This is a genomic window from Lentzea sp. NPDC059081 (genome assembly GCF_042738015.1).
In the GTDB taxonomy this organism is placed as follows: Bacteria; Actinomycetota; Actinomycetes; order Mycobacteriales; family Pseudonocardiaceae; genus Lentzea.
Genome location: NZ_JBHYGW010000039.1, coordinates 26,172 through 44,395 on the forward strand (window position 1 = coordinate 26,172; position 18,224 = coordinate 44,395).

Sequence of the window (18,224 nt, forward strand, 5' to 3'; positions counted from 1 at the left end):
CTCAGACCTTCCCGAGCTCGGCGTGCAGGCCGAACCTGACCAGGCTCAGCGCGACCGCCTCGGCCTCGTCACGGCTGCCGTACTCACCGACCACCGACCGGCCCTTGCGGTGAATCTCGTTGGTCTTCTCCCGCGCGACGGCGTCGTTCGCACCGCACACCTTGCGCATCAGGTGGTGCACGACGGCGAACAGGTTGTGGTCGTCGTTGTGCACGACGACCTGCCATCTCTCCACGGGAGCCACGCGCAGAGTATGCGCGACGACCACAGGGGACCGCGAAGGGAACCGCCCCCGAGGCGGAAGCACCGGGGGCGGTTCGTTCAGCGACAACGGATCACACGTCGAGCGTCCAGCTGTTCAGCGTGCCGGTGTCCAGGAACGCCGCGTCGCGCACGCGCAGCGTCCAGGTGCCGTTGGCCGCCTCCGAGGAGAGGTCCTTCGTGTAGGTCTCGTTGATGTTGTCGGCCGAGCCGCCGGTCCGGTTGTGCAGGTTGTAGACCGAGCCGTCGGGCGCGAGCAGGTCGACCACCAGGTCGCCCTTGTAGGTGTGCGTGATCGAAACCTTGATCGACGCGCTGGCCGAGGCGTTGCCCGCGCAGCCGGAGACCACGATCGTGCTGGTCACGGTGCCCAGGTCCGGGATCGAGGCCGGGGTGGAGTTGGTCTTGGCGTCGCAGTTGCCGCCGATCTCGTTCACGACCCACGAGAAGGTCGCGGTGCCGGACTGGCCGGCCGAGTCGGTCACCGTCGCGGTCACCGCGGAGGTGCCCGCGGTGGTCGGCGTGCCGGAGATGGCGCCAGAGGAGGACGCCGACAGGCCGGCCGGGAGGCCGCTGACGGACCAGGTGTACGGCGAGGTGCCGCCCGAGGCCGAGAGCTGCAGCGAGACCGCGGTGCCGACCGTCGAGGTCTGCGTGCCGGGGTTGCTCACCGAGGGGCTGCCGGGCTGGCCGCCGCCCCACAGGGTGTAGAGCAGCTTGTTCGGCGTGTTGGCGCCGACGTTGCTGATCTTGTTGGGGGTCGAGGCCGCGTCCAGGCCCGACCACACCGCGGCGGGGGAGTCGGTCGGGTGCGTGGCGAGCCACAGGGCCGCCGCGCCCGCGACGTGCGGGGTGGCCATCGAGGTGCCGGAGATGTTGTTCGTCGCGGTGTCGTTGGTGTTCCACGACGACACGATGTTCTGGCCCGGCGCGTAGATGTCCGTGCAGGAGCCGTAGTTCGAGAACGAGGCGCGCGCGTCGGTGTTGGTCGACGCGTTGACGGTGATCGCCTCGGTGACGCGTGCGGGCGAGGTGCTGCAGGCGTCGGTGTTCGAGTTGCCGGACGCGATCGCGTAGGTCACGCCGGAGGCGATGGAACGACGCACGGCCGCGTCGAGGGTGGAGTCGGCGCCACCGCCGAGCGACATGTTGGCGACGGCGGGCTTCACCGCGTTCGCCGTCACCCAGTCGATGCCGCTGACGACGCCGGCGGTGGTGCCGGAGCCGGAGCAGTTCAGGACCTTGACCGCGACGATCTTGGCGCCCTTCGCGAGGCCGTACTGCGAGCCCGCGATGGTGCCGGCGACGTGCGTGCCGTGGCCGTTGCAGTCGGAGTTGTTGCCGTCACCGGAGGTGTTGGTGCCCCACGTGGCGCGGCCGCCGAACGTGGAGTGCGTCGTGCGCACACCGGTGTCGATCACGTACGCCGTCACGTTCGACGCCGTGGTGTCGTACTGGTAGCTGTTGCTCAGCGGCAGGTCGCGCTGGTCGACGCGGTCCAGACCCCAGGACGGCGGGTTCTGCTGCACGTCGAGCATGTGGATCTCGGCGTCCTGCTGGACGTACGCGACCTTGGGGTCCGCGGCGAGCTTGGCGGCCTGCTGGGCCGTCATCTTCACCGAGAAGCCGTTGAGCGCGTGCTGCCAGACCTGGCCGACCTGGCCGCCGTACTTGCTCGCCAGGCCCGGCGCGGCGGCCCTCGACGCCGTGTCGGCCTTCAGCGAGACGATGTAGCTGTCCTTCACGACGTCGGCGCGGTCGGCGCCGAGAATCGTCCCCACGTTTTCTTGAGCTGACGCGGCGGGCACCACGGCGGCGGCCAGACAGACGGCGGCCGCGGCGGTGAGTCCCATACCCAAGACTCTTCGCATTGCAGGGTTCTCCCTCGTGCAGGGAACAGGGTGACCAGCACGGTAGACCTGCGCCGCAGGTCAGAGGGATACGCCGTCGGATGCGAACTCTTGACAGATTTGACGTTTCGTGAAAGTCCGATTGGTCGCTCTGTGTCACGAAATAGACCGAGCGGACGCATTTTCGTCGCCTATATCAACTTCGACGCCGAAAGATCCACCCTCGATCGGCCCTACCGGCCGGTAGGCAGCACGACATAGCGTCGCCCAAACGGAGGAACGAACTGATCGGGCAGTTCGACCGCCTGGGGACGCCATGTCATCCGGTGTCGTGCGAGCTGTGTTGCAGCACAGCTGATCTCCTCATCGCGGTTGCCCGGTCCGGCGTTACACCGGCCCTGCACAAAACCGAAGATCAAGGAGAACTGCCTATGAAGCGCATGGCTGTCGCGGCTGTGGCCGTGCTGACGGGTGCACTCGCGACGACGGTTTCCCCTGTCGCCGTCGCCGCACCGCAACCGTCCGCCGACCTGCTCGCCGCGATGCAGCGCGACCTCGGACTGGACGCCGTGCAGGCGGCGCAACGGCTGCGTCAGGAGAGCGCGGCCACGGCCCTGCAGCGAGTCGCGGAGGGTTTCGCGGGTGACAGCTACGGCGGTGCGTGGTTCGACGCCTCCACCGGCAAGCTCGTCGTCGGCGTGACCGACGCGGCCAAGACCGACCGGCTCCGGCAGCTCGGCGCGGAGCCCCGCACGGTCGCGCACAAGGCCTCCGACCTGGACGCGGCCAAGGCGAAGCTCGACGCGTCGCCGGCTCCCGCCGAGGTCACCGGCTGGTTCGTCGACACGAAGGCGAACGCGGTCACGATCACGGTCAAGCGCGGCCAGGCCAACGCGGCGAAGGCGTTGGTGGACAAGGCCGGCTCGGTCGCGAAGGTCGTGGAGACCGACGAGGCCCCGCGGTTGTTGAAGGACATCCGCGGCGGCGACGCGTACTACATCAACAACGCCGGACGGTGCTCGGTCGGCTTCGCGGTCGACGGCGGGTTCGTCTCGGCCGGTCACTGCGGGTCGCCCGGTGACTCGGTCGCGGGCGCCGACCAGTCGGCGCTGGGCGAGTTCGAGAAGTCGTCCTTCCCGGGCAACGACTACTCGTTCGTCCGCGCCAACTCGTCGTGGACGCCGACCGCGAACGTGAACCACTACGGCGGCAGCGACGTCGTCGTGTCGGGTCACGCCGAGTCCGCGGTCGGCGCCTCGATCTGCCGGTCCGGCTCCACCACGGGCTGGCACTGCGGTGAGGTCCAGGCGAAGAGCCAGACGGTGAACTACCAGGAGGGCTCGGTCAGCGGCCTCACGCGCACGAACGTGTGCGCGGAGCCCGGTGACTCGGGTGGCTCGTGGGTCAGCGGCACGGAGGCGCAGGGCGTCACCTCGGGTGGCTCCGGTGACTGCACCAGCGGCGGCACGACCTACTTCCAGCCGGTCAACGAGATCCTCGACGCGTACGGCCTGACGCTCACCACGGGCTGATCACCCGAAGGGCGAGGGGGAGCTTCCGCTGGAAGCTCCCCCTCGTCGTGCGTTCAGGACTACCGCTCGTCCAGCCACTTCTCGCGGTGCACGCGCCACCGGTCGAGCAACGAGCCGAGCTCACCGTGCACGAACCGGAAGAACTCGCGCGTCTCGTCCAGCCGCGAGCCCGCCTCGCTGTCCGCGCCGAGCGCCTCGACGCCCTCGCTGAGCACCTCGTCGATCAGGACCAGCATCTGGTCCTTGCGCAACGTCGTCTCGTACCAGACGTTGTCGCGCATCCGGAACACGTCGCGGCGGGATCCCGGCTCGCGTTCGCGGCTGACGATCTGGACCGTGGTCAGGTAGCGCACCGCGCCCGACACCGCCGCCGGACTGATCTGCAGCAGGTCGGCGATCTCGGCTGCGGTGAGCCGTCCCGAGTCCGTCGTCAGCAGCGCCGCGAGGATGCGAGCCGGCATGCGGGGCACGCCGGTGTCCGCCAGAATCCCGCCGAACCGTTCGACGAACTGGCTCACCGCCTGCGCGTCACGCTCCGTAGCTCTCGTCACGGCGGCATCATCCCCTTTCGTCAGCCGATCGGGCAAAATTTACGCGCTTCACGAACTTGTGAAACAAGTGTAGCTTACCGGCCATGACATCTGCGATATCCGTGTCGGGCCTGGTCAAGACCTTCGGCCCGACGCGTGCACTGGACGACCTGAACCTGGACGTCCAGACCGGTGAGGTGCACGGCTTCCTCGGCCCGAACGGGTCCGGCAAGTCGACGACGATCCGGATCCTCCTCGGCCTGCTGCGTGCCGACTCCGGCACCGCGCGGCTGCTCGGCGGCGACCCGTGGAAGGACACGGCAGCACTGCACCGCCGCCTCGCCTACGTCCCCGGCGACGTCAACCTCTGGCCCAACCTGACCGGTGGCGAGGTCATCGACCTGCTCGGACGGCTCCGCGGCGGCCTGGACAAGGCCCGCCGCGCCGAGCTCCTGGAGCGGTTCGAGCTGGACCCGCGCAAGAAGGGCCGCACCTACTCCAAGGGCAACCGGCAGAAGGTCGCGCTGGTCGCCGCCCTGTCGAGCGACGTCGAGCTGCTCATCCTCGACGAGCCGACCTCCGGCCTCGACCCGTTGATGGAGGCCGTCTTCCAGGACTGCATCAACGACGAACGCGAGCGCGGCCGCACCGTGCTGCTGTCGAGCCACATCCTCGCCGAGGTCGAGGCGCTCTGCGACCGCGTGTCGATCATCCGCAACGGCCACATCGTCGAGACCGGCACGCTCGCCGACCTGCGCCACCTGACCCGCACGTCGATCTCCGCCGAGCTCGCCGGGCCGCCGAACGGGCTCGCGTCGATGGCGGGCGTGCACGACCTCGTCGCCGAGGGCAACCGCGTCAAGTTCGAGGTCGACTCGGACAAGCTCGACCCCGTGCTCAAGCAGCTCGTGTCGTCGGGCGTGCGCACGCTGACCTCGCAGCCTCCCACACTGGAAGAGCTGTTCCTGCGGCACTACGAGGACGCGAAATGATCAGGACCGCGTTCATCGGTACCGGGCAGCTCGTGCGACTGGCGCTGCGCCGCGACCGGATCCTGCTGCCGATCTGGGTGCTGTTCCTGGTCGGCGTCACCTACTCCACGACGACCGCGCTCGCCGAGCTGTACAGCTCGCCGCAGTCGCGGGCCCAGCTCGGCGCCACCGCGAACGCCAACTCCGCGTTCCTCGCGCTGCTCGGCCCGTTGCACGACTGGTCGTCGCTCGGCGGCCTGGTCGTGTGGCGCTGGGGCGTGTTCTCCGACCTGTTCATCGCGATCATGGCCCTGCTGGTCGTCACCCGGCACACCCGCACGGAGGAGGAAGCGGGCCGCACCGAGCTCATCAGCGCGACGGTCGTCGGCCGGCACGCGCCGCTGGCCGCGGCGGTGGTCGTCGCGGGTGGCACGAGCCTGCTGATCGGCGTGCTGCAGGCGGTGGCGCTGATCGGCAAGGACCTGGACGCGACGGGCGCGTTCGCGTTCGGCCTGTCCACCGCGAGCGTCGGGCTCGTGTTCACCGGCGTCAGCGCGTTCACGGCGCAGCTGTCGGAGAACTCCCGCGTGTCCAACGCGCTCGCGGGCGGGTTCCTCGGCGTGACCTACATGATCCGCGCTGCGGGCGACGCGGCGGGCGAGGCGGGGCCGCAGTGGCTCACCTGGTTCTCGCCGATCGGCTGGACCGAGAACGTGCGGTCGTTCGGTGACAACAGGTTCTGGGTGCTCGGCATCGCGCTGGCGGTGTTCGTGGCGCTGGTCGGCGTCTCGGCGTACATCGTCACGCGCCGCGACGTCGGGCTCGGTCTGTTCGCGACCCGGCTCGGGCCGCCGGAGGGTGCGATCGGCACGCCGTTCGGGCTGGCGTGGCGGCTGCAGAAGGGCTCGCTGATCGGCTGGTCGGTCGCGCTGTTCCTGGTCGGCGTGATCTACGGCAGCGTGGCGCAGGCGGTCGGGCAGATGGTGGAGGACAACCCGACGCTCGGCCAGATCGTGCAGCAGATCGGCGGCGCCGACGCGATGGTGGACGCGTTCTTCGCGACCGTCACCCAGCTGGTGGGCCTGATCTCGGCGATCTACCTCGTCCAGACGGTCCTGCGGCTGCGGTCGGAGGAGACCTCGTTCCGCGCGGAGCCGCTGCTCGCCACGCCGGTCTCGCGCTGGGGCTGGGTGGCGTCGCACGCGGTGTTCGCCCTGGCCGGCGGCGCGGTCGTGCTGGCGTTCGCGGGTCTCGGGCTGGGCCTGGTGTACGGCCTGCAGATCGGTGACGTCGGCGGCGAGCTGCCGAAGATGCTCGGCGCGGCTCTCGTCCAGCTCCCGGCCGCGTGGGTGATCGCGGGCGTGGCGCTGCTGCTGTTCGGGGTGTTCCCGCAGTTCACGGGCGTGAGCTGGGCGGTGGTGTCGGGGGCGCTGGTGCTCACGCTGCTCGGGCCCGCGCTGCAGCTCGACCAGTGGGTGATCGACGTGTCGCCGTTCAGCCACGTCCCGAAGTACCCGGACATCACCTTCGGGCCGCTGGCGTGGCTCACCGCGGTGGCGGTGGTGCTCCTGGCTGCGGGCTTCGCCGGGTTCCGGCGCCGCGACCTGACCACGTGACGACCGCCGGCACGAGGATCAGCAGGGCCGCTGGGACGAGGAACCCCAGCAGCGGATGCGACTGGTAGAGCGGGACGAACGCCAACGGGGCCGAGGCGGCGCCCATGAAGCGCAGCGACTGCACGACGCTGACGCTGCCACCCCTGTTGGCGTTCTCGCTCTGCAGCACCAGCGCGTTGATGCTCACCAGCACGCCCTGCGCCGCCGCGCCGGTCAGGGCCCACGCGATGACGACCATCGCCGCGAACGGCGAGGTGCCCGCCGCGGCGATCAGCGCCCCGCCGAGCGTCGAGCCGACGACGACAATGGTGGTGGCGCCGAACCGGTCGATGGCCTTGCCGATGTACCGCGCGGTCAGGAACCCGACGATGCCGAACCCGGTGAGCAGCAGCCCGCGTTCGCCGGCGCCGAGCCCGAACACGTCGTCGAGCCGGAACGCCACGAGGAACGACAACCCGCCCAGACAGCCCCAGCCGACGAACGCGATGACGGCGGGCCGGATGGTGCTCGGCACGAACGCGCTGCGCAGGCTCGCGTTGCGCTCGGGTTCGGCATCGGTCTGCGGCACACCGAGAACGGCGAGCCCGACGGCCACGACCGCGATCACCACGAACGCCAGCCGCCAGTCGATCTCGGCGGTGAGCCCGCCGACGAGCGGCGCGGAGGTCTGCCCTGCCGCCTGCATCGACCCGAACAACCCGAGCGCGCGCCCGAGCTTCTCCTTCGGCGTCGACGCGGCGATCACCGCGAGCAGCACCGGCGTGGTGAACGAGTTCGACGCGCCCTGCAACGCCCGCGAGGCCAGCAGCACCTCGAACGACCACGCGGACGCGGCGAGCAACGACGTGACCGCGTAGGCGATGTAGGCGATCCGGACCGTCCGTTGTGGACCCCAGCGCTGCGCCAGCGTGCCGGACACGAGCATCAGCACGGCGAACGGCACGAGGTAGTACGTCAGCGTCGACGCCGCCTCACCCGGTGAGCGGCCGAAGCTGCCGCCGATCTCCGGCAGGATCGACGTCGTCACGGCGCCGCCGAACGGCCCGATCAGGGCACCGGCGTACAACCCGGCGCGGGTCAAGCGGCCCACAGACACCTCCGCCGCTCACCCTAGTGGGGGAGCGGCGGAGATGCTTGCCTCAGCTAACTTTTTTCGGGGCCGACTTCGTCACTGGCGGGGACCGGCCGACGGCCAGCCGGGACCGCGGCCGCGCCGGCGCAGGTACCGCTCGAACTCCGCGGCGATGTCGTCCCCGGAGGCCTCGGTGATCTGCATGGCCGCGTCGCCGCGTTCCTCCAGCGCCCGCACGTAGTTGCGCACGTCCTCGTCCTCGTCGGCCATCTCGGTGACCGTGCGCTCCCACTCCTCCGCCTGCTCCGGCAGCGCGCCGAGCGGGACCTCGATGTCGAGGACCTCCTCCACCCGGTGCAGCAGCGCGAGCGTGGCCTTGGGCGACGGGGGCTGCGAGACGTAGTGCGGCACGGCGGCCCAGAACGAGATCGCCGGGACGCCCGCCTGCACGCACGCGTCCTGGAACACGCCGACGATGCCGGTCGGGCCCTCGTACTTCGAGTGCTCCAGGCCGAACTTCTCGGCGGCGTCCGGGTCGTAGGCGGTGCCGGTCACGGGCACGGGCCGGGTGTGGGGCGTGTCCATCAGCAGCGCGCCCAGCGTCACGACGGTCGTCACCCCGAGGGCGTCGATGTGGCCCAGCAGCTCGGCGGCGAACTTGCGCCACCTCATGTTCGGCTCGATGCCGTGCACGAGGATCACGTCCGCAGAGGAGCCGGGGGGCCTGCACACCGACAGCCGCGTCGTCGGCCAGTCGACCCTGCGGGTGACGCCGTCGACCATGCGGACGGTCGGGCGGGTCACCTGGAAGTCGTAGTAGTCGTCCGGGTCGATCTCGGCGAGCGGGGTGGCGTCCCAGGTGAGTTGGAGGTGCTCGATCGCGGTGCTCGCCGCGTCACCCGCGTCGTTCCAGCCTTCGAAGGCGCACACCATGATCGGGCTCGTGAGTGGCTGGCGCGGGTTCGAGGGGGTCGGGGATTCCTGGGACGGATCGTTCACGGCGCCAGACTACGGCCTCCCACGCACTACTCGTCGCAGGCTTGGCCCATGCGTGATCGCGGAGCGTCGCCGTTCCCGGACGCGCTGGTCAGCAGGCCGCCGACCACGCCGGCGACCTGGTCGGCGCGAACGCGTATCGTGAGTCCCCGGAAGTCCACGGACTGGGGACCGGCTCGTCGAAGCGCCGGCCGGGCACTGGCACAGGCGGGTCCGCGAGGACTCCGGCTGCACCCGGAAACAGTCCACCGACGCCTTCGTGGCGCACCACCCGGAGGCGAAGTACTTCGATGTCTGACTTGCAGGCCGTGCTGTGGGACATGGACGGCACGCTGCTCGACTCCGAGAAGCTGTGGGACATCCCGCTCTACGAGTACGCCGAGAAGCTCGGCGGCGTGCTGTCGCTGGAGACCCGCGAACGCATGGTGGGCAGCAACGTGCCGACGACGATGCGCCTGCTCTTCGCCGACGTGGGCATCGAGCCCACCGACGCCGACATGACCGACGGGGCCGCGTGGATCTCCCGCCGCACCGAGGAGGTCTTCCGCGCGGGCCTGCCGTGGCGTCCCGGCGCGGCCGAGGCGTTGCGCGCGGTGCGTGCCTCCGGCGTGCCGATGGCCCTGGTGACGTCGACCGAACGCTCGCTGACCGAGGTGGCGCTGGACACGATCGGGCGCGACCTGTTCGACGTGACGGTGTGCGGTGACGAGGTCGACGGGCTGAACAAGCCGCTGCCGGAGCCGTACCTGAAGGCGGCGCGGCTGCTCTCGGTCGATCCGGCCCGTTGTGTCGCCATCGAGGACTCGCCGACCGGTGTCGCGGCGGCTGTGGCGGCCGGGTGCACGGTGCTCGTGGTGCCTTGTGACGTCGAGGTGCCGACGGGGGAGCGGCGGGTGTTCCGCGACTCCCTCGCCGGCGTCGATCTCGAGGTGCTGCGCGCGCTCTAAAGCGCGGCGGCGGGTGTCTTCGTGTTGCGCGTAGCGGGGTCGACCAGCAGGCCGAACACCACGCCGATGCCCACGTAGAGCGTGGCCAGCTGCGCGAGCGAGCTGAGCCGGAACTGCCACAGCACGGCCACCGGCATGTCCGCCGGGATCGTGTCCGGCGGCGCGGGGAACGCGAGCAGCACCACCGCGACGGCCGCGACCACCGCGAGGAGCACGCCCGTGACCCGCACCGGCTGCGACTGCGCGCGCAGCTGGTCGGCGAGCCAGCTCGCGCCCCACACGATCGCCAGGCCCGCCACCACCACGCCCAGGTAGAGCGCGGTCCGGTAGTTCACCGTCTCCGGGTCGCCCACGGCCGGCGGGTTGGCCGGGTACTTGAGCCACGGCAGCAGGGCCACCGCGCCGAACACCGCGGCGCCGAAGCTGAGGCTGCGGCTGAACGGGGTGCGGTCGGTGAACCAGCGCTTCGACAGCGCGTAGGCCGTGGCGAACACCAGGCCCACGGCGATGCCGACGATCACCACGCCGAGCATGCCGCCCACGACCTGAGCGCCGCGGCTGACCAGCTCTTCCTCGCCGCCGTGGGAATGGCCGGCCTCGTCGCCGGCGGGTGCGCGAGCCTCCTCGACCGCCAGCGCGGCGCGGATGGGGATCTCGGTGACCAGGAGCTGCACGAGCGCGGAGGCGACACCGGCGATGCCGCCGGCCGCGATCCCGCGCAGTGCGATCGACTTGTACGTCGTCGTCATCTGCGTGATCAGCGGATCAGTGGCAGGGGACGCCGAGGGCGTGGCGGCCGTCGTGGAAGAACTCGTGCAGCAACTCGGAACCCGCGCCGAGCGCGAGGCCGTTCTCCTGCAGGACCAGGTAGGTGACGATCAGGCCGAGCAGTGAGACGGCGAAGGCCCATTTGGGCACGCGGACGGCGGACAGGCTTGCTGCGGGGCTCGTCATGACGGGCTCCTCCATACCTCGTGGAAGGTCAACTCTCCTTGCGGCGCCGCAGCCGGTCTCCTGACTCCCGGATCACCGCTGCCCCCGCGTCTTCCCAGTCCCGGCGGGGACCAGTGACGTGCTCGGCGAGGGCCGCTTCCCGGTCACAGTGGCGAGGACCGCGCCGGATTTCCACCGGCTTCCCGTCACTGCGGCGCGTGCACCGTAAGTTGAGCGGCCCGTTAAGCACAACCGGCCATAAGAGTTGTTGCGTTCCTCACTTCACGAGTGGACAGTCGCCACACTTCCCACCTGCGGCGACGCGGTAGTAAAGACAACAGCTCCGGCGCCGGAACGCGACCTCGCCGGGGATCGAGAAGAATTCTCCCGCCTGCTCGAACGGCGGCGCGCTCATCAGCCGCGCACCGCGCAGTTCCGCTTCCTCGGCCGTGAGCATGCGTGCGCGCACGACCATTTTCAGGGCGCCCGCGATGTTCGACATGGCATTGCCCCACAGCAACCCGCGTGCCACCGGGGCTACGTCCTGGATCGCCTCCACCACGGGGGCGAGCGCCTCCGCCGCCGGTGGGCCCAGGCGCGGCAGGTCGATGCGGACGCTCAGGCCGTTGACCGGGTCGTGGTGCCACCACAGGTTCTCCGGCCGCACGTCGATCGAGAGGTCCGCGGCCGTGAGCGGGCTGAGCAGCCGCGCGGTGTAGCTGAGGAAGAACAGGCTGGCCGCGACGCGGGGTTCGTCGGCGTCGTACCGGGTCGCGATGGCGTCGATGGTGTTCCTGAGGGCGGGACCTTCGAGCAGCGCCGTCCCCGGCAGCCACGAGTCGTCGGGCCTGCCCACGTCGAGGGCGAAGAACGGGTTGATCCCGCGCACCCGGCGCAGCGCTTCGAGGACCTCGGCGAACTCAGACACGGAAGTTCACGCTACTGGGTGTCCATGCAGGACAAATCACGTCCAGGCCGTGGGACGGATCCGACCGCGGTGTGGACGGGGGTTCGTGGGATGGGAGGATGTGGAGTCGTGAAGACCTTCGACTCCCTGTTCGCCGAACTGACCGAACGAGCCGCCACCAAGCCGGCAGGATCCGGCACCGTCGCAGCGCTCGAGGCCGGCGTCCATGCGCAGGGGAAGAAGGTCCTGGAGGAGGCGGGCGAGGTCTGGATCGCCGCCGAGTACGAGTCCGACGAGAAGCTCGCCGAAGAGATCTCGCAGCTGCTCTACCGCCTCCAGGTGATCATGCTGGGCCGTGGCCTCACCCTCGAAGACGTTTACAAGTACCTCTGAAAGAGACTTCCACATGCTGCGCGTAGCAGTCCCGAACAAGGGCGCGCTCGCCGAACGCGCCTCCGCCATGCTCACCGAGGCCGGCTACCGGCAGAGGCACGAGCCGCGCGACCTGACCGTGCTCGACCCCAACAACGACGTCGAGTTCTTCTTCCTGCGCCCCAAGGACATCGCGATCTACGTGGCGTCCGGCGACCTCGACCTCGGCATCACCGGCCGCGACCTGGCGGCCGACTCCGGCGCCGACGACAACGGCTCGTCCGTTGCCGAGCTGCTGGCCCTGGGCTTCGGTTCGTCCACCTTCCGCTACGCGGGCCCCCGCGGCACGGACTGGAAGGTCGAGGACCTGGAGGGCAAGCGCCTCGCCACGGCCTACCCGAAGCTGGTGGGCCGCGACCTGCGCGCCCGCGGCATCACCGCCCAGGTGATCCGCCTCGACGGCGCCGTCGAGATCTCGATCCAGCTCGGCGTGGCCGACCTGATCGCCGACGTGGTGGGCTCCGGCCGCACGCTGAAGCAGCACGACCTGGTGCCGTTCGGCGAGCCGATCTGCGAGTCCGAGGCAGTGCTCGTGCACCGCGCGGGGACCGAGGTGACTGCGGCGAAGAGGCAGCTGACGGCCCGCCTGCAGGGCGTGGTGTTCGCCCAGCAGTACCTGATGCTCGACTACGACTGCCCGCGCTCGATCCTGGACCAGGCCGTGGGCCTCACCCCGGGCCTCGAGTCGCCGACCGTCGCACCGCTGGCCGACGACAACTGGGTGGCCGTCCGCGCGATGGTGTCGCGCAAGGAGGCCAACCAGGTGATGGACGAGCTGGCCGCCATCGGCGCCAAGGCCGTGCTGGCGTCGGACATCAGGTTCTGCCGCCTGTGATCCTGGAGCAGGCCGTCCTGGACGTCGTGCCGGGACTCTCGGACGAGTTCGAGTGGGCGTTCGGCGAGGCGCGGTCGTTGATCAGCGCCTCGCCGGGCTTCCTCGGCCTGGAACTGCTGCGCTGCCTGGAGACGCCGTCGCGCTACCTGCTGCTGGTGCGGTGGGAGTCGCTGGAGGCGCACACGGTCGGGTTCCGGCAGGGGCCGTCGTACGAGCGGTGGTCGTCGCTGTTGCACCGGTTCTACTCGCCGTTCCCGGTGGTGGAGCACTACTCCAGCGCTCTGAGCACCTCGTCGTCCGTGGTCTGATCGAAGCTCTCGTACCACCGGCTCACCGATCCGAAGTTGCGTGGCGTGAGGACGGCTATCACCGGTGAGGTGAAGGTCGTGAGCGATTCCCTTGCGGCTACCGGAACCGCGAGGGTCGTGCTTCGCGGGTCGTGCTTGCTTATCCAGTGCAACGCGGCTTTGGCCGTGACACCCGTGGCCAGGCCGTCGTCGACGACGATGACGTCTCGGTCCCGGATGCGCAGCGGCTTTTCGTTGCGGTAGAGGGCGGTGCGCCGTTCCGCTTCTTTGCGCTCTTCGTCGCACGTGCTCGCCAGTTGTTCTTCGGTGAGGTTGAACGCTCTCAGGACCCTGTGGTCGTAGATGGGTTCGCTGTCGGCCGTGACCGCGCCCACGCCGTACTCCGGTTTGCCCGGTGCGCCGATCTTGCGTGCCACGACCACGTCCAGTTGGGCGTTGAGGGCGGTCGCCACTTCTCTCGCGACTGGGACGCCGCCTCTTGGCAGGCCCAGGATCAGCGGGTCGTGCCAGGGGTGGGTGGCGAGTCGCGCTGCCAGGGCGCGGCCCGCTTCCTGCCGGTTCGCGAACCTCTTCACAGTCCCGGTGACGCTACGCGTCTCCTGCCCGTGCGGCGAGCGCGGAATGCTTGGCACACCTGGAATACCTGCCCCGGTCGAGTGAATCTTGCTGCCTTGGTTGCGGTAGTTCGACCTTGCGCGCCCCTCAGCGTCATGACACGACGCAAAGGCGGCCGGCCCGGTCGCGGCGAGGCAGTGGTGCTGGTCAACGGACTGCTCGCCGGAGTGGGCAGCCTTTACGTGCTGACGGGATCGGTTCCCGTCACGGTCGGGGCCGCCGTGCTCGCGGTGGTGCTGGCGGCCATGTCGATGTTCAGCCGGCCCAGCGGGTCGTGACGTGATGACCTTGTCCCGCGATCTCGTGGGTGACTCGTCATCCGACGCTCGGAGACCGATGGAGCAGGAGCCACCGCCCGACCACGAGGTGGTCTACCGGCGGTTCCACCAGGCCGAGTACGCGGAGGTGGTGGCCCACCTCTGCCATCTGGGCTTCGCCCACCACATCGCCGACGAGGCGGCTGCCGAGGCGCTGGTGCAGCTCTACCGGTCGTGGTTCAAGGTGCACAGCAACAAGCACATGTGGGTGCGGACCACGGCCTACCGGCTGGCCATACGAGCTGCGAAGGCCGAGAAGTGGCCCATCCGCCTGCTGTCGAAGGGCTTCTGCCCGCCGTCCCACGACGACTCCGGGTTCGGTGAGGTGGTGGAACGCCATGGCGGCCTCGTGCGTGCGATCAACAGCCTGCCCGCACGCCAGCGCGTCGCGTTCGCACTCCACCTGGCCGGCTTCACCGCCAAGGAGATCGCCGAAGACCTGAACGTGAAGGAGCGCACCGTGCACGACCGCATCCGGAAGGCCCGCGCCGCGCTCCGCACGAAGCTCGTTCCTGGGGAGGACATCTGATGACCGACGACGAGTTCGACGAGATGCTGGCGGCGCGGCACAGGGCGTTCGTCGCCGACCTGACCACAGCGGCGGAGCCGGTTCGTCGGGTTCCGCCGCGGCGGAACCTCGTGGCGGTCCGCGTCGAAGCTCTTCGGGGAGTGCGGGTGACGGCCGGCTCGGTAGCCCTGGCCATGGTGCTGGGACTGATGTTCGCATCCGGTCAGCGCGACCAGCCCGATCAGCGGATCTCCGCGTCGATCTCACCAGAACCGCCGGCGAGCGCGGTGTCCTCCGTGCCCGACAAGCTGAAGGCCGTGCCGGGTTCGGCCTCGTCGTCGGCACGGCGTACAGCACCGCAGACCGCCGCCGCTCCTTCCAACCGGGGAATGAACGGAGAGGACCCCCCGCCCCCGCCCCCGCCGGTCGAGGTGGAGCCGGCGTCCTCGGGCGAGGAGCTCACCCTGTGGTTCGCGGCGAACTCGGTGGAGCTCACCGCGGACGAAGCGGACCTGGTCCACGCACTCAGCCGGCGGTTGCAGGAGGAGGACCAGGTCAGCGTCGTCGGGCACACGTCCAGGATCGGACGGGCCGACAGCGCCTTCGAGTTCAGCCTGCGTCGCGCCAACGCCGTGCGCGCGGAGCTGCTGCGAGCCGGGACCGCTGACTTCGTCATCAAGTGCTACGGCGTCGGCTACACGCAGGCTCGCACCGAGGTGGATGCTCGTGACCGGCGTGTGGTCGTGACCGTCACGCGGCCCGTCGCGTGATCAGCGCTCCCTCACGAACAACGCCTGCGCCGTCGTCCCCACCGGCCCGTCCACGTCGTGCACCACGCTGGTCGCCACCCCGACCCCGTCCGGGCCGATGGTCGTGCGGGCGTCCAGGCCGACCCACTCGCCAACGGGCTGGCGGTGCAGGTGCACGGTCAGGTCGGTGTTGATGGCGTACCACTTGCGAATGTCCACACGGGACGAGACGCCGCTGGCCGAGTCGACGACCGCGAACAGGCGCTCCAAAGGCGATGTCTCGAAGCCTTCGACGACGGACACGCGGGGGCGGGCCCAGACTCGGGCGTCGCCCGGGGTGAAGATGCCGCCGGACAGGGAAAGCCATTCCACGGCGGCGAGGTAGCCGCCGCCCCAGTGGTCCGGGATCTCCATCGGCACCGCGGAGGAGGGTGGACCCAGGAGCGGGCCCACGCCGCCTGCCACGGCTGTGGTGTCGGAGCCGACCATGTGCCACGCCCGCGCTGTCAACGCCACGCGGCCTTCGCAGGACAGGGAGGCGGACAGGAGCTCCACGGAGCGGCCTGGGCGTTCGACCGAAGTGGACACCGTCAGGTCGGCCACCGGGACGGGGCCCAGCACCTCGAAGGTGACGCGGGACAACGTGGGGCGCAGCTGCGACAGGGCGCGCACCAGCAGTGCCGAGGGTGGGCCCAGGTGTTGGCTGTCCGGGCCCCACGGGCCGACGGTGTGCGCCGTGGAGCGGAACACGCCCTCGGAGACGGGCAGGTAGAAGGCCGGCATCAGTCGCGGTCCTGGAGGGGTTCGGAGTCGTCGGGCTCCGGCCAGCCGGGGTACGGGGGCGGGGTGCCGTCGAAGGCCGGGCAGAAGGCCTTGTGGTCGCAGTAGTCGCACAGGCGGCTGGGGTTGGGGCGGAAGTCGCCGGTGGGGGCGGCGCGCATGATGGCCTGCCAGATGGCGTCCAGCGTGCGTTCGAAGCGGGCCAGCTCGCCCTCGTCCGGGGTGTAGGCGAGGGCCTGGCGGTCGGCCAGGTACATCAGGCGGAGCTGGCGGGGGACCACGCCGCGCAGCTTCCAGAGGACCAGGGCGTAGAACTTCATCTGGAACAACGCCTTCGCCTCGCCGATCTCGCGCGGGGCGGCGCCGGTCTTGTAGTCCACCACGCGGATCTCGCCCGTCGGGGCCACGTCCACGCGGTCGATGTAGCCGCGCAGCAGGACGCCGGACGGGAGCTCGGACTCCACCAGCAGCTCGCGCGACTCCGGTTCGAGGCGGCGCGGGTCCTCCAGGCCGAAGTAGCCGTCGAGCAGCTTGGTGGCGGAGGCGAGCCACTCCGCCTCCTCCTCACCGCCGGTGACGTCGAAGAGCGTGGCGAACTCCGGGCGCTCGGACTTCACGCGCTCCCAGGCAGGGGCGATCATCGTGCGGGCGCGGTCGGGCACGCGCTCGGCGGCGGGCAGGGCGAACAGGTCCTCCAGCACCGCGTGCACCACCGTGCCGCGCACCTGCGCCTTCGTCGGCCTCTCCGGCAGCCGGTCGACCGCGCGGAAGCGGTACAGCAGCGGGCACTGCTTGAAGTCGCCCGCCCTGGACGGCGACAGCGCGGGCCTGCGCAACGTGGTGCTCATGGTTCGACCCTAGGACAGGGGTCTGACAATTCCGGACCAGGCCCGGCCGGGCCACCGAACCGCGAGATCACACCACCCGCTCTACAGTGCTCTGCGTGGCCGCGCGGATCAGTGAACGGGAGAGCGGCCTGCTGCTGTTCCGGGTGGCGGGCATCCCCGTGCTGCTCGCGCCCTCGTGGTGGATCGGCTCGGCGATCGTGGTGGCCTTCTACGCACCGCTCGTCGACGACCTCGCGCCCGGCACGCCGCCCGGCATCGGGCTCGCGGTCGCCGCGCTGTTCGCCGTCTTCCTCGGACTCTCCGTGCTGGCTCACGAGCTCGGCCACTGCGTCGCGGCGCTGCGGCTGGGCCTGCCGGTCAGAAGACTGCGCCTGTACCTGCTCGGCGGCGTCTCCGAGATCATGCGCACCCCCGGCAAACCCAGCCACGAAGGCGTGGTCGCGGGCGCCGGACCCGCTGTGTCCGTGGCGCTGGCCGTCCTCTTCGGCATCGGCGGCTTCGCGATGAACTCCGGCGGCCTGCTGTGGCTGCTCGTCGTGCAGGTGGCCGGCGCGAACCTCGTCGTCGCCATCTTCAACCTCCTGCCCGGCCTCCCGCTCGACGGCGGGAGGATCGTCAGGGCGGGCGTGTGGGCCGCGACGGGGCAACGGGCGATGGGCACGCGTATCGCCGTGGTCGGCGGGTTCGTCGTCGCCGCCGCGTTGGTGGTGTGGTCGCTCTACGGCATCGCGGAAGGCGCGGAAGACCGTTGGCTGCGGTTCGGCGTGTGCGTGCTCACGGCGTGGGTCGTCGTCGCTGGAGCCCGAGGCGAGCTCGCGAGCGAACGCCGTCGCACCTGGCCCGCCGGCGTCACCCTGAACGACCTCATCCTGCCCGTTCTCCAGCTGCCGGCCGAAAGTCCCGTCAAGCACGCGCTGAGCACGTCGGCGGGCCGGGGTGTCGTGCTGGTGCGGGCGGACGGCGTCGCGGCGGGGCTGCTCGACACCGAGGCGGCCGAGAAGCTCGCCGCCGCCAGCCCGTTCGCCCCCGCGGAGCAGGCAGCCGAACCGATCCGGCCGGAGACCGTGCTGCTCGCCGACGAGCCCGGCGAGGAGATCGTGGAACGAGTCCAGGGCACCGCCGCGTGGCAGTTCCTCGTCGTCGACCTGGAGGGGCGTCCCGCGGGCGTGCTGCGCAGGGAGGACCTGCGTGCGGCCATTGAGAAGGGCGTTTGACAC

General features: G+C 70.4%; 22 protein-coding genes and 1 riboswitch. Of the genes, 11 read left to right on the top strand and 11 right to left on the bottom strand.

The features are described 5' to 3' along the window. Position 1 precedes the first annotated feature (1 nt). Complete coding sequence (locus ACFWV3_RS41775) at positions 2–244, bottom strand: ATP-dependent Clp protease adaptor ClpS (protein WP_382419505.1); 243 nt, start codon at positions 242–244, stop codon at positions 2–4. 91 nt (positions 245–335) lie between these two features. Further along, entirely contained in the window at positions 336–2,114 is a 1,779-nt protein-coding gene (locus tag ACFWV3_RS41780; RefSeq protein WP_382419506.1) for a S8 family serine peptidase, read from the bottom strand. A 428-nt stretch (positions 2,115–2,542) separates the two neighbouring features. Between ACFWV3_RS41780 and ACFWV3_RS41785 the strand changes: the two genes are divergently transcribed. Continuing rightward, positions 2,543–3,643, top strand: a complete 1,101-nt coding sequence (locus ACFWV3_RS41785) for a S1 family peptidase (protein WP_382419507.1) — start codon at positions 2,543–2,545, stop codon at positions 3,641–3,643. Positions 3,644–3,702: 59 nt separating this feature from the next. Here the strand turns inward: ACFWV3_RS41785 and ACFWV3_RS41790 are convergent, their stop codons facing one another. Beyond that, positions 3,703–4,194, bottom strand: a complete 492-nt coding sequence (locus tag ACFWV3_RS41790; RefSeq protein WP_382419508.1) for a GbsR/MarR family transcriptional regulator — start codon at positions 4,192–4,194, stop codon at positions 3,703–3,705. Between the two features lie 83 nt (positions 4,195–4,277). On the opposite strand from ACFWV3_RS41790, the gene ACFWV3_RS41795 reads away from it, so the two are divergent. Together ACFWV3_RS41795 and ACFWV3_RS41800 are read left to right on the top strand one after the other, a co-directional pair. Beyond that, positions 4,278–5,165 (top strand): ATP-binding cassette domain-containing protein, encoded by an 888-nt coding sequence (locus tag ACFWV3_RS41795; RefSeq protein ID WP_382419509.1) that lies wholly within the window; start codon positions 4,278–4,280, stop codon positions 5,163–5,165. Continuing rightward, the gene (locus ACFWV3_RS41800) at positions 5,162–6,760 is read left to right on the top strand and encodes an ABC transporter permease (RefSeq protein WP_382419510.1); all 1,599 of its coding nucleotides are present in this window, start codon (positions 5,162–5,164) and stop codon (positions 6,758–6,760) included. The genes ACFWV3_RS41795 and ACFWV3_RS41800 overlap by 4 nt, the downstream gene beginning before the upstream one ends. Here ACFWV3_RS41800 and ACFWV3_RS41805 read toward each other — a convergent pair. Both ACFWV3_RS41805 and ACFWV3_RS41810 read right to left on the bottom strand, forming a co-directional pair. Next, positions 6,690–7,850 carry an MFS transporter gene (locus ACFWV3_RS41805; protein WP_382419511.1) on the bottom strand — a complete coding sequence of 387 codons (1,161 nt, stop codon included), beginning with the start codon at positions 7,848–7,850 and terminating at the stop codon, positions 6,690–6,692. The two genes, ACFWV3_RS41800 and ACFWV3_RS41805, sit on opposite strands and share 71 nt — an antisense overlap. A gap of 78 nt (positions 7,851–7,928) precedes the next feature. Next, the gene (locus ACFWV3_RS41810) at positions 7,929–8,831 is read right to left on the bottom strand and encodes a PAC2 family protein (RefSeq protein WP_382419512.1); all 903 of its coding nucleotides are present in this window, start codon (positions 8,829–8,831) and stop codon (positions 7,929–7,931) included. A 287-nt stretch (positions 8,832–9,118) separates the two neighbouring features. Between ACFWV3_RS41810 and ACFWV3_RS41815 the strand changes: the two genes are divergently transcribed. Beyond that, entirely contained in the window at positions 9,119–9,775 is a 657-nt protein-coding gene (locus tag ACFWV3_RS41815; protein ID WP_382419513.1) for an HAD family hydrolase, read from the top strand. On the opposite strand, the gene ACFWV3_RS41820 is transcribed toward ACFWV3_RS41815, so the two are convergent. From ACFWV3_RS41820 to ACFWV3_RS41830, 3 genes are all read right to left on the bottom strand, one after another. Then, positions 9,772–10,524: a CbtA family protein gene (locus ACFWV3_RS41820; RefSeq protein WP_382419514.1), complete on the bottom strand. Its 753-nt coding sequence runs from the start codon at positions 10,522–10,524 to the stop codon at positions 9,772–9,774. The two genes, ACFWV3_RS41815 and ACFWV3_RS41820, sit on opposite strands and share 4 nt — an antisense overlap. Before the next feature lie 16 nt (positions 10,525–10,540). After that, positions 10,541–10,729, bottom strand: coding sequence for a CbtB-domain containing protein (locus ACFWV3_RS41825; RefSeq protein ID WP_177229632.1), 189 nt, complete (start codon positions 10,727–10,729; stop codon positions 10,541–10,543). A 53-nt stretch (positions 10,730–10,782) separates the two neighbouring features. Continuing rightward, positions 10,783–10,915, bottom strand: a riboswitch (cobalamin riboswitch). 70 nt (positions 10,916–10,985) lie between these two features. Beyond that, positions 10,986–11,636: a (2Fe-2S)-binding protein gene (locus tag ACFWV3_RS41830; protein ID WP_382419515.1), complete on the bottom strand. Its 651-nt coding sequence runs from the start codon at positions 11,634–11,636 to the stop codon at positions 10,986–10,988. A 108-nt stretch (positions 11,637–11,744) separates the two neighbouring features. Here ACFWV3_RS41830 and ACFWV3_RS41835 point away from each other — a divergent pair, with 108 nt between their 5' ends. From ACFWV3_RS41835 to ACFWV3_RS41845, 3 genes are read left to right on the top strand one after another with little or no spacing between them, the layout of a single operon-like run. Next, on the top strand, positions 11,745–12,008 hold the full coding sequence (locus tag ACFWV3_RS41835) for a phosphoribosyl-ATP diphosphatase (RefSeq protein ID WP_030471498.1): 264 nt from the start codon (positions 11,745–11,747) through the stop codon (positions 12,006–12,008). 13 nt (positions 12,009–12,021) lie between these two features. Then, positions 12,022–12,882, top strand: a complete 861-nt coding sequence (hisG, locus tag ACFWV3_RS41840) for an ATP phosphoribosyltransferase (RefSeq protein WP_382419516.1) — start codon at positions 12,022–12,024, stop codon at positions 12,880–12,882. Further along, on the top strand, positions 12,879–13,190 hold the full coding sequence (locus tag ACFWV3_RS41845) for an antibiotic biosynthesis monooxygenase (RefSeq protein ID WP_330853167.1): 312 nt from the start codon (positions 12,879–12,881) through the stop codon (positions 13,188–13,190). Before hisG ends, ACFWV3_RS41845 begins: the two co-directional genes overlap by 4 nt. Here ACFWV3_RS41845 and ACFWV3_RS41850 read toward each other — a convergent pair. Then, complete coding sequence (locus tag ACFWV3_RS41850; RefSeq protein WP_382419518.1) at positions 13,151–13,822, bottom strand: phosphoribosyltransferase; 672 nt, start codon at positions 13,820–13,822, stop codon at positions 13,151–13,153. The two genes, ACFWV3_RS41845 and ACFWV3_RS41850, sit on opposite strands and share 40 nt — an antisense overlap. Before the next feature lie 78 nt (positions 13,823–13,900). Here ACFWV3_RS41850 and ACFWV3_RS41855 point away from each other — a divergent pair, with 78 nt between their 5' ends. Genes ACFWV3_RS41855 through ACFWV3_RS41865 form a run of 3 tightly spaced genes read left to right on the top strand, consistent with a single transcriptional unit; the run spans position 13,901 to position 15,400 of the window. Continuing rightward, positions 13,901–14,083 carry a hypothetical protein gene (locus ACFWV3_RS41855; protein WP_382419519.1) on the top strand — a complete coding sequence of 61 codons (183 nt, stop codon included), beginning with the start codon at positions 13,901–13,903 and terminating at the stop codon, positions 14,081–14,083. 58 nt (positions 14,084–14,141) lie between these two features. Then, a complete protein-coding gene (locus ACFWV3_RS41860) occupies positions 14,142–14,651 on the top strand; it encodes an RNA polymerase sigma factor (protein WP_382419520.1) in 510 nt (169 codons plus the stop codon). Continuing rightward, the gene (locus tag ACFWV3_RS41865) at positions 14,651–15,400 is read left to right on the top strand and encodes an OmpA family protein (protein WP_382419521.1); all 750 of its coding nucleotides are present in this window, start codon (positions 14,651–14,653) and stop codon (positions 15,398–15,400) included. The genes ACFWV3_RS41860 and ACFWV3_RS41865 overlap by 1 nt, the downstream gene beginning before the upstream one ends. On the opposite strand, the gene ACFWV3_RS41870 is transcribed toward ACFWV3_RS41865, so the two are convergent. Both ACFWV3_RS41870 and ACFWV3_RS41875 read right to left on the bottom strand, forming a co-directional pair. Next, entirely contained in the window at positions 15,401–16,165 is a 765-nt protein-coding gene (locus ACFWV3_RS41870; RefSeq protein ID WP_382419540.1) for a thioesterase family protein, read from the bottom strand. After that, complete coding sequence (locus ACFWV3_RS41875) at positions 16,162–17,007, bottom strand: RecB family exonuclease (RefSeq protein WP_382419522.1); 846 nt, start codon at positions 17,005–17,007, stop codon at positions 16,162–16,164. The genes ACFWV3_RS41870 and ACFWV3_RS41875 overlap by 4 nt, the downstream gene beginning before the upstream one ends. 95 nt (positions 17,008–17,102) lie before the next feature. Here ACFWV3_RS41875 and ACFWV3_RS41880 point away from each other — a divergent pair, with 95 nt between their 5' ends. Next, positions 17,103–18,221, top strand: a complete 1,119-nt coding sequence (locus ACFWV3_RS41880) for a site-2 protease family protein (RefSeq protein ID WP_382419523.1) — start codon at positions 17,103–17,105, stop codon at positions 18,219–18,221. Positions 18,222–18,224: the final 3 nt, after the last annotated feature.

Excerpts from the sequence above, each read along its gene's own strand:
- ACFWV3_RS41800 (WP_382419510.1), top strand. The coding sequence starts at position 5,162 with ATGATCAGGACCGCGTTCATCGGTACCGGGCAGCTCGTGCGACTGGCG.
- ACFWV3_RS41865 (WP_382419521.1), top strand. The coding sequence starts at position 14,651 with ATGACCGACGACGAGTTCGACGAGATGCTGGCGGCGCGGCACAGGGCG.
- ACFWV3_RS41795 (WP_382419509.1), top strand. The coding sequence starts at position 4,278 with ATGACATCTGCGATATCCGTGTCGGGCCTGGTCAAGACCTTCGGCCCG.
- ACFWV3_RS41780 (WP_382419506.1), bottom strand. The coding sequence starts at position 2,114 with ATGGGACTCACCGCCGCGGCCGCCGTCTGTCTGGCCGCCGCCGTGGTG.
- ACFWV3_RS41855 (WP_382419519.1), top strand. The coding sequence starts at position 13,901 with ATGACACGACGCAAAGGCGGCCGGCCCGGTCGCGGCGAGGCAGTGGTG.
- ACFWV3_RS41825 (WP_177229632.1), bottom strand. The coding sequence starts at position 10,729 with ATGACGAGCCCCGCAGCAAGCCTGTCCGCCGTCCGCGTGCCCAAATGG.
- ACFWV3_RS41785 (WP_382419507.1), top strand. The coding sequence starts at position 2,543 with ATGAAGCGCATGGCTGTCGCGGCTGTGGCCGTGCTGACGGGTGCACTC.
- ACFWV3_RS41860 (WP_382419520.1), top strand. The coding sequence starts at position 14,142 with ATGGAGCAGGAGCCACCGCCCGACCACGAGGTGGTCTACCGGCGGTTC.
- ACFWV3_RS41820 (WP_382419514.1), bottom strand. The coding sequence starts at position 10,524 with ATGACGACGACGTACAAGTCGATCGCACTGCGCGGGATCGCGGCCGGC.
- ACFWV3_RS41815 (WP_382419513.1), top strand. The coding sequence starts at position 9,119 with ATGTCTGACTTGCAGGCCGTGCTGTGGGACATGGACGGCACGCTGCTC.
- ACFWV3_RS41875 (WP_382419522.1), bottom strand. The coding sequence starts at position 17,007 with ATGAGCACCACGTTGCGCAGGCCCGCGCTGTCGCCGTCCAGGGCGGGC.
- hisG (WP_382419516.1), top strand. The coding sequence starts at position 12,022 with ATGCTGCGCGTAGCAGTCCCGAACAAGGGCGCGCTCGCCGAACGCGCC.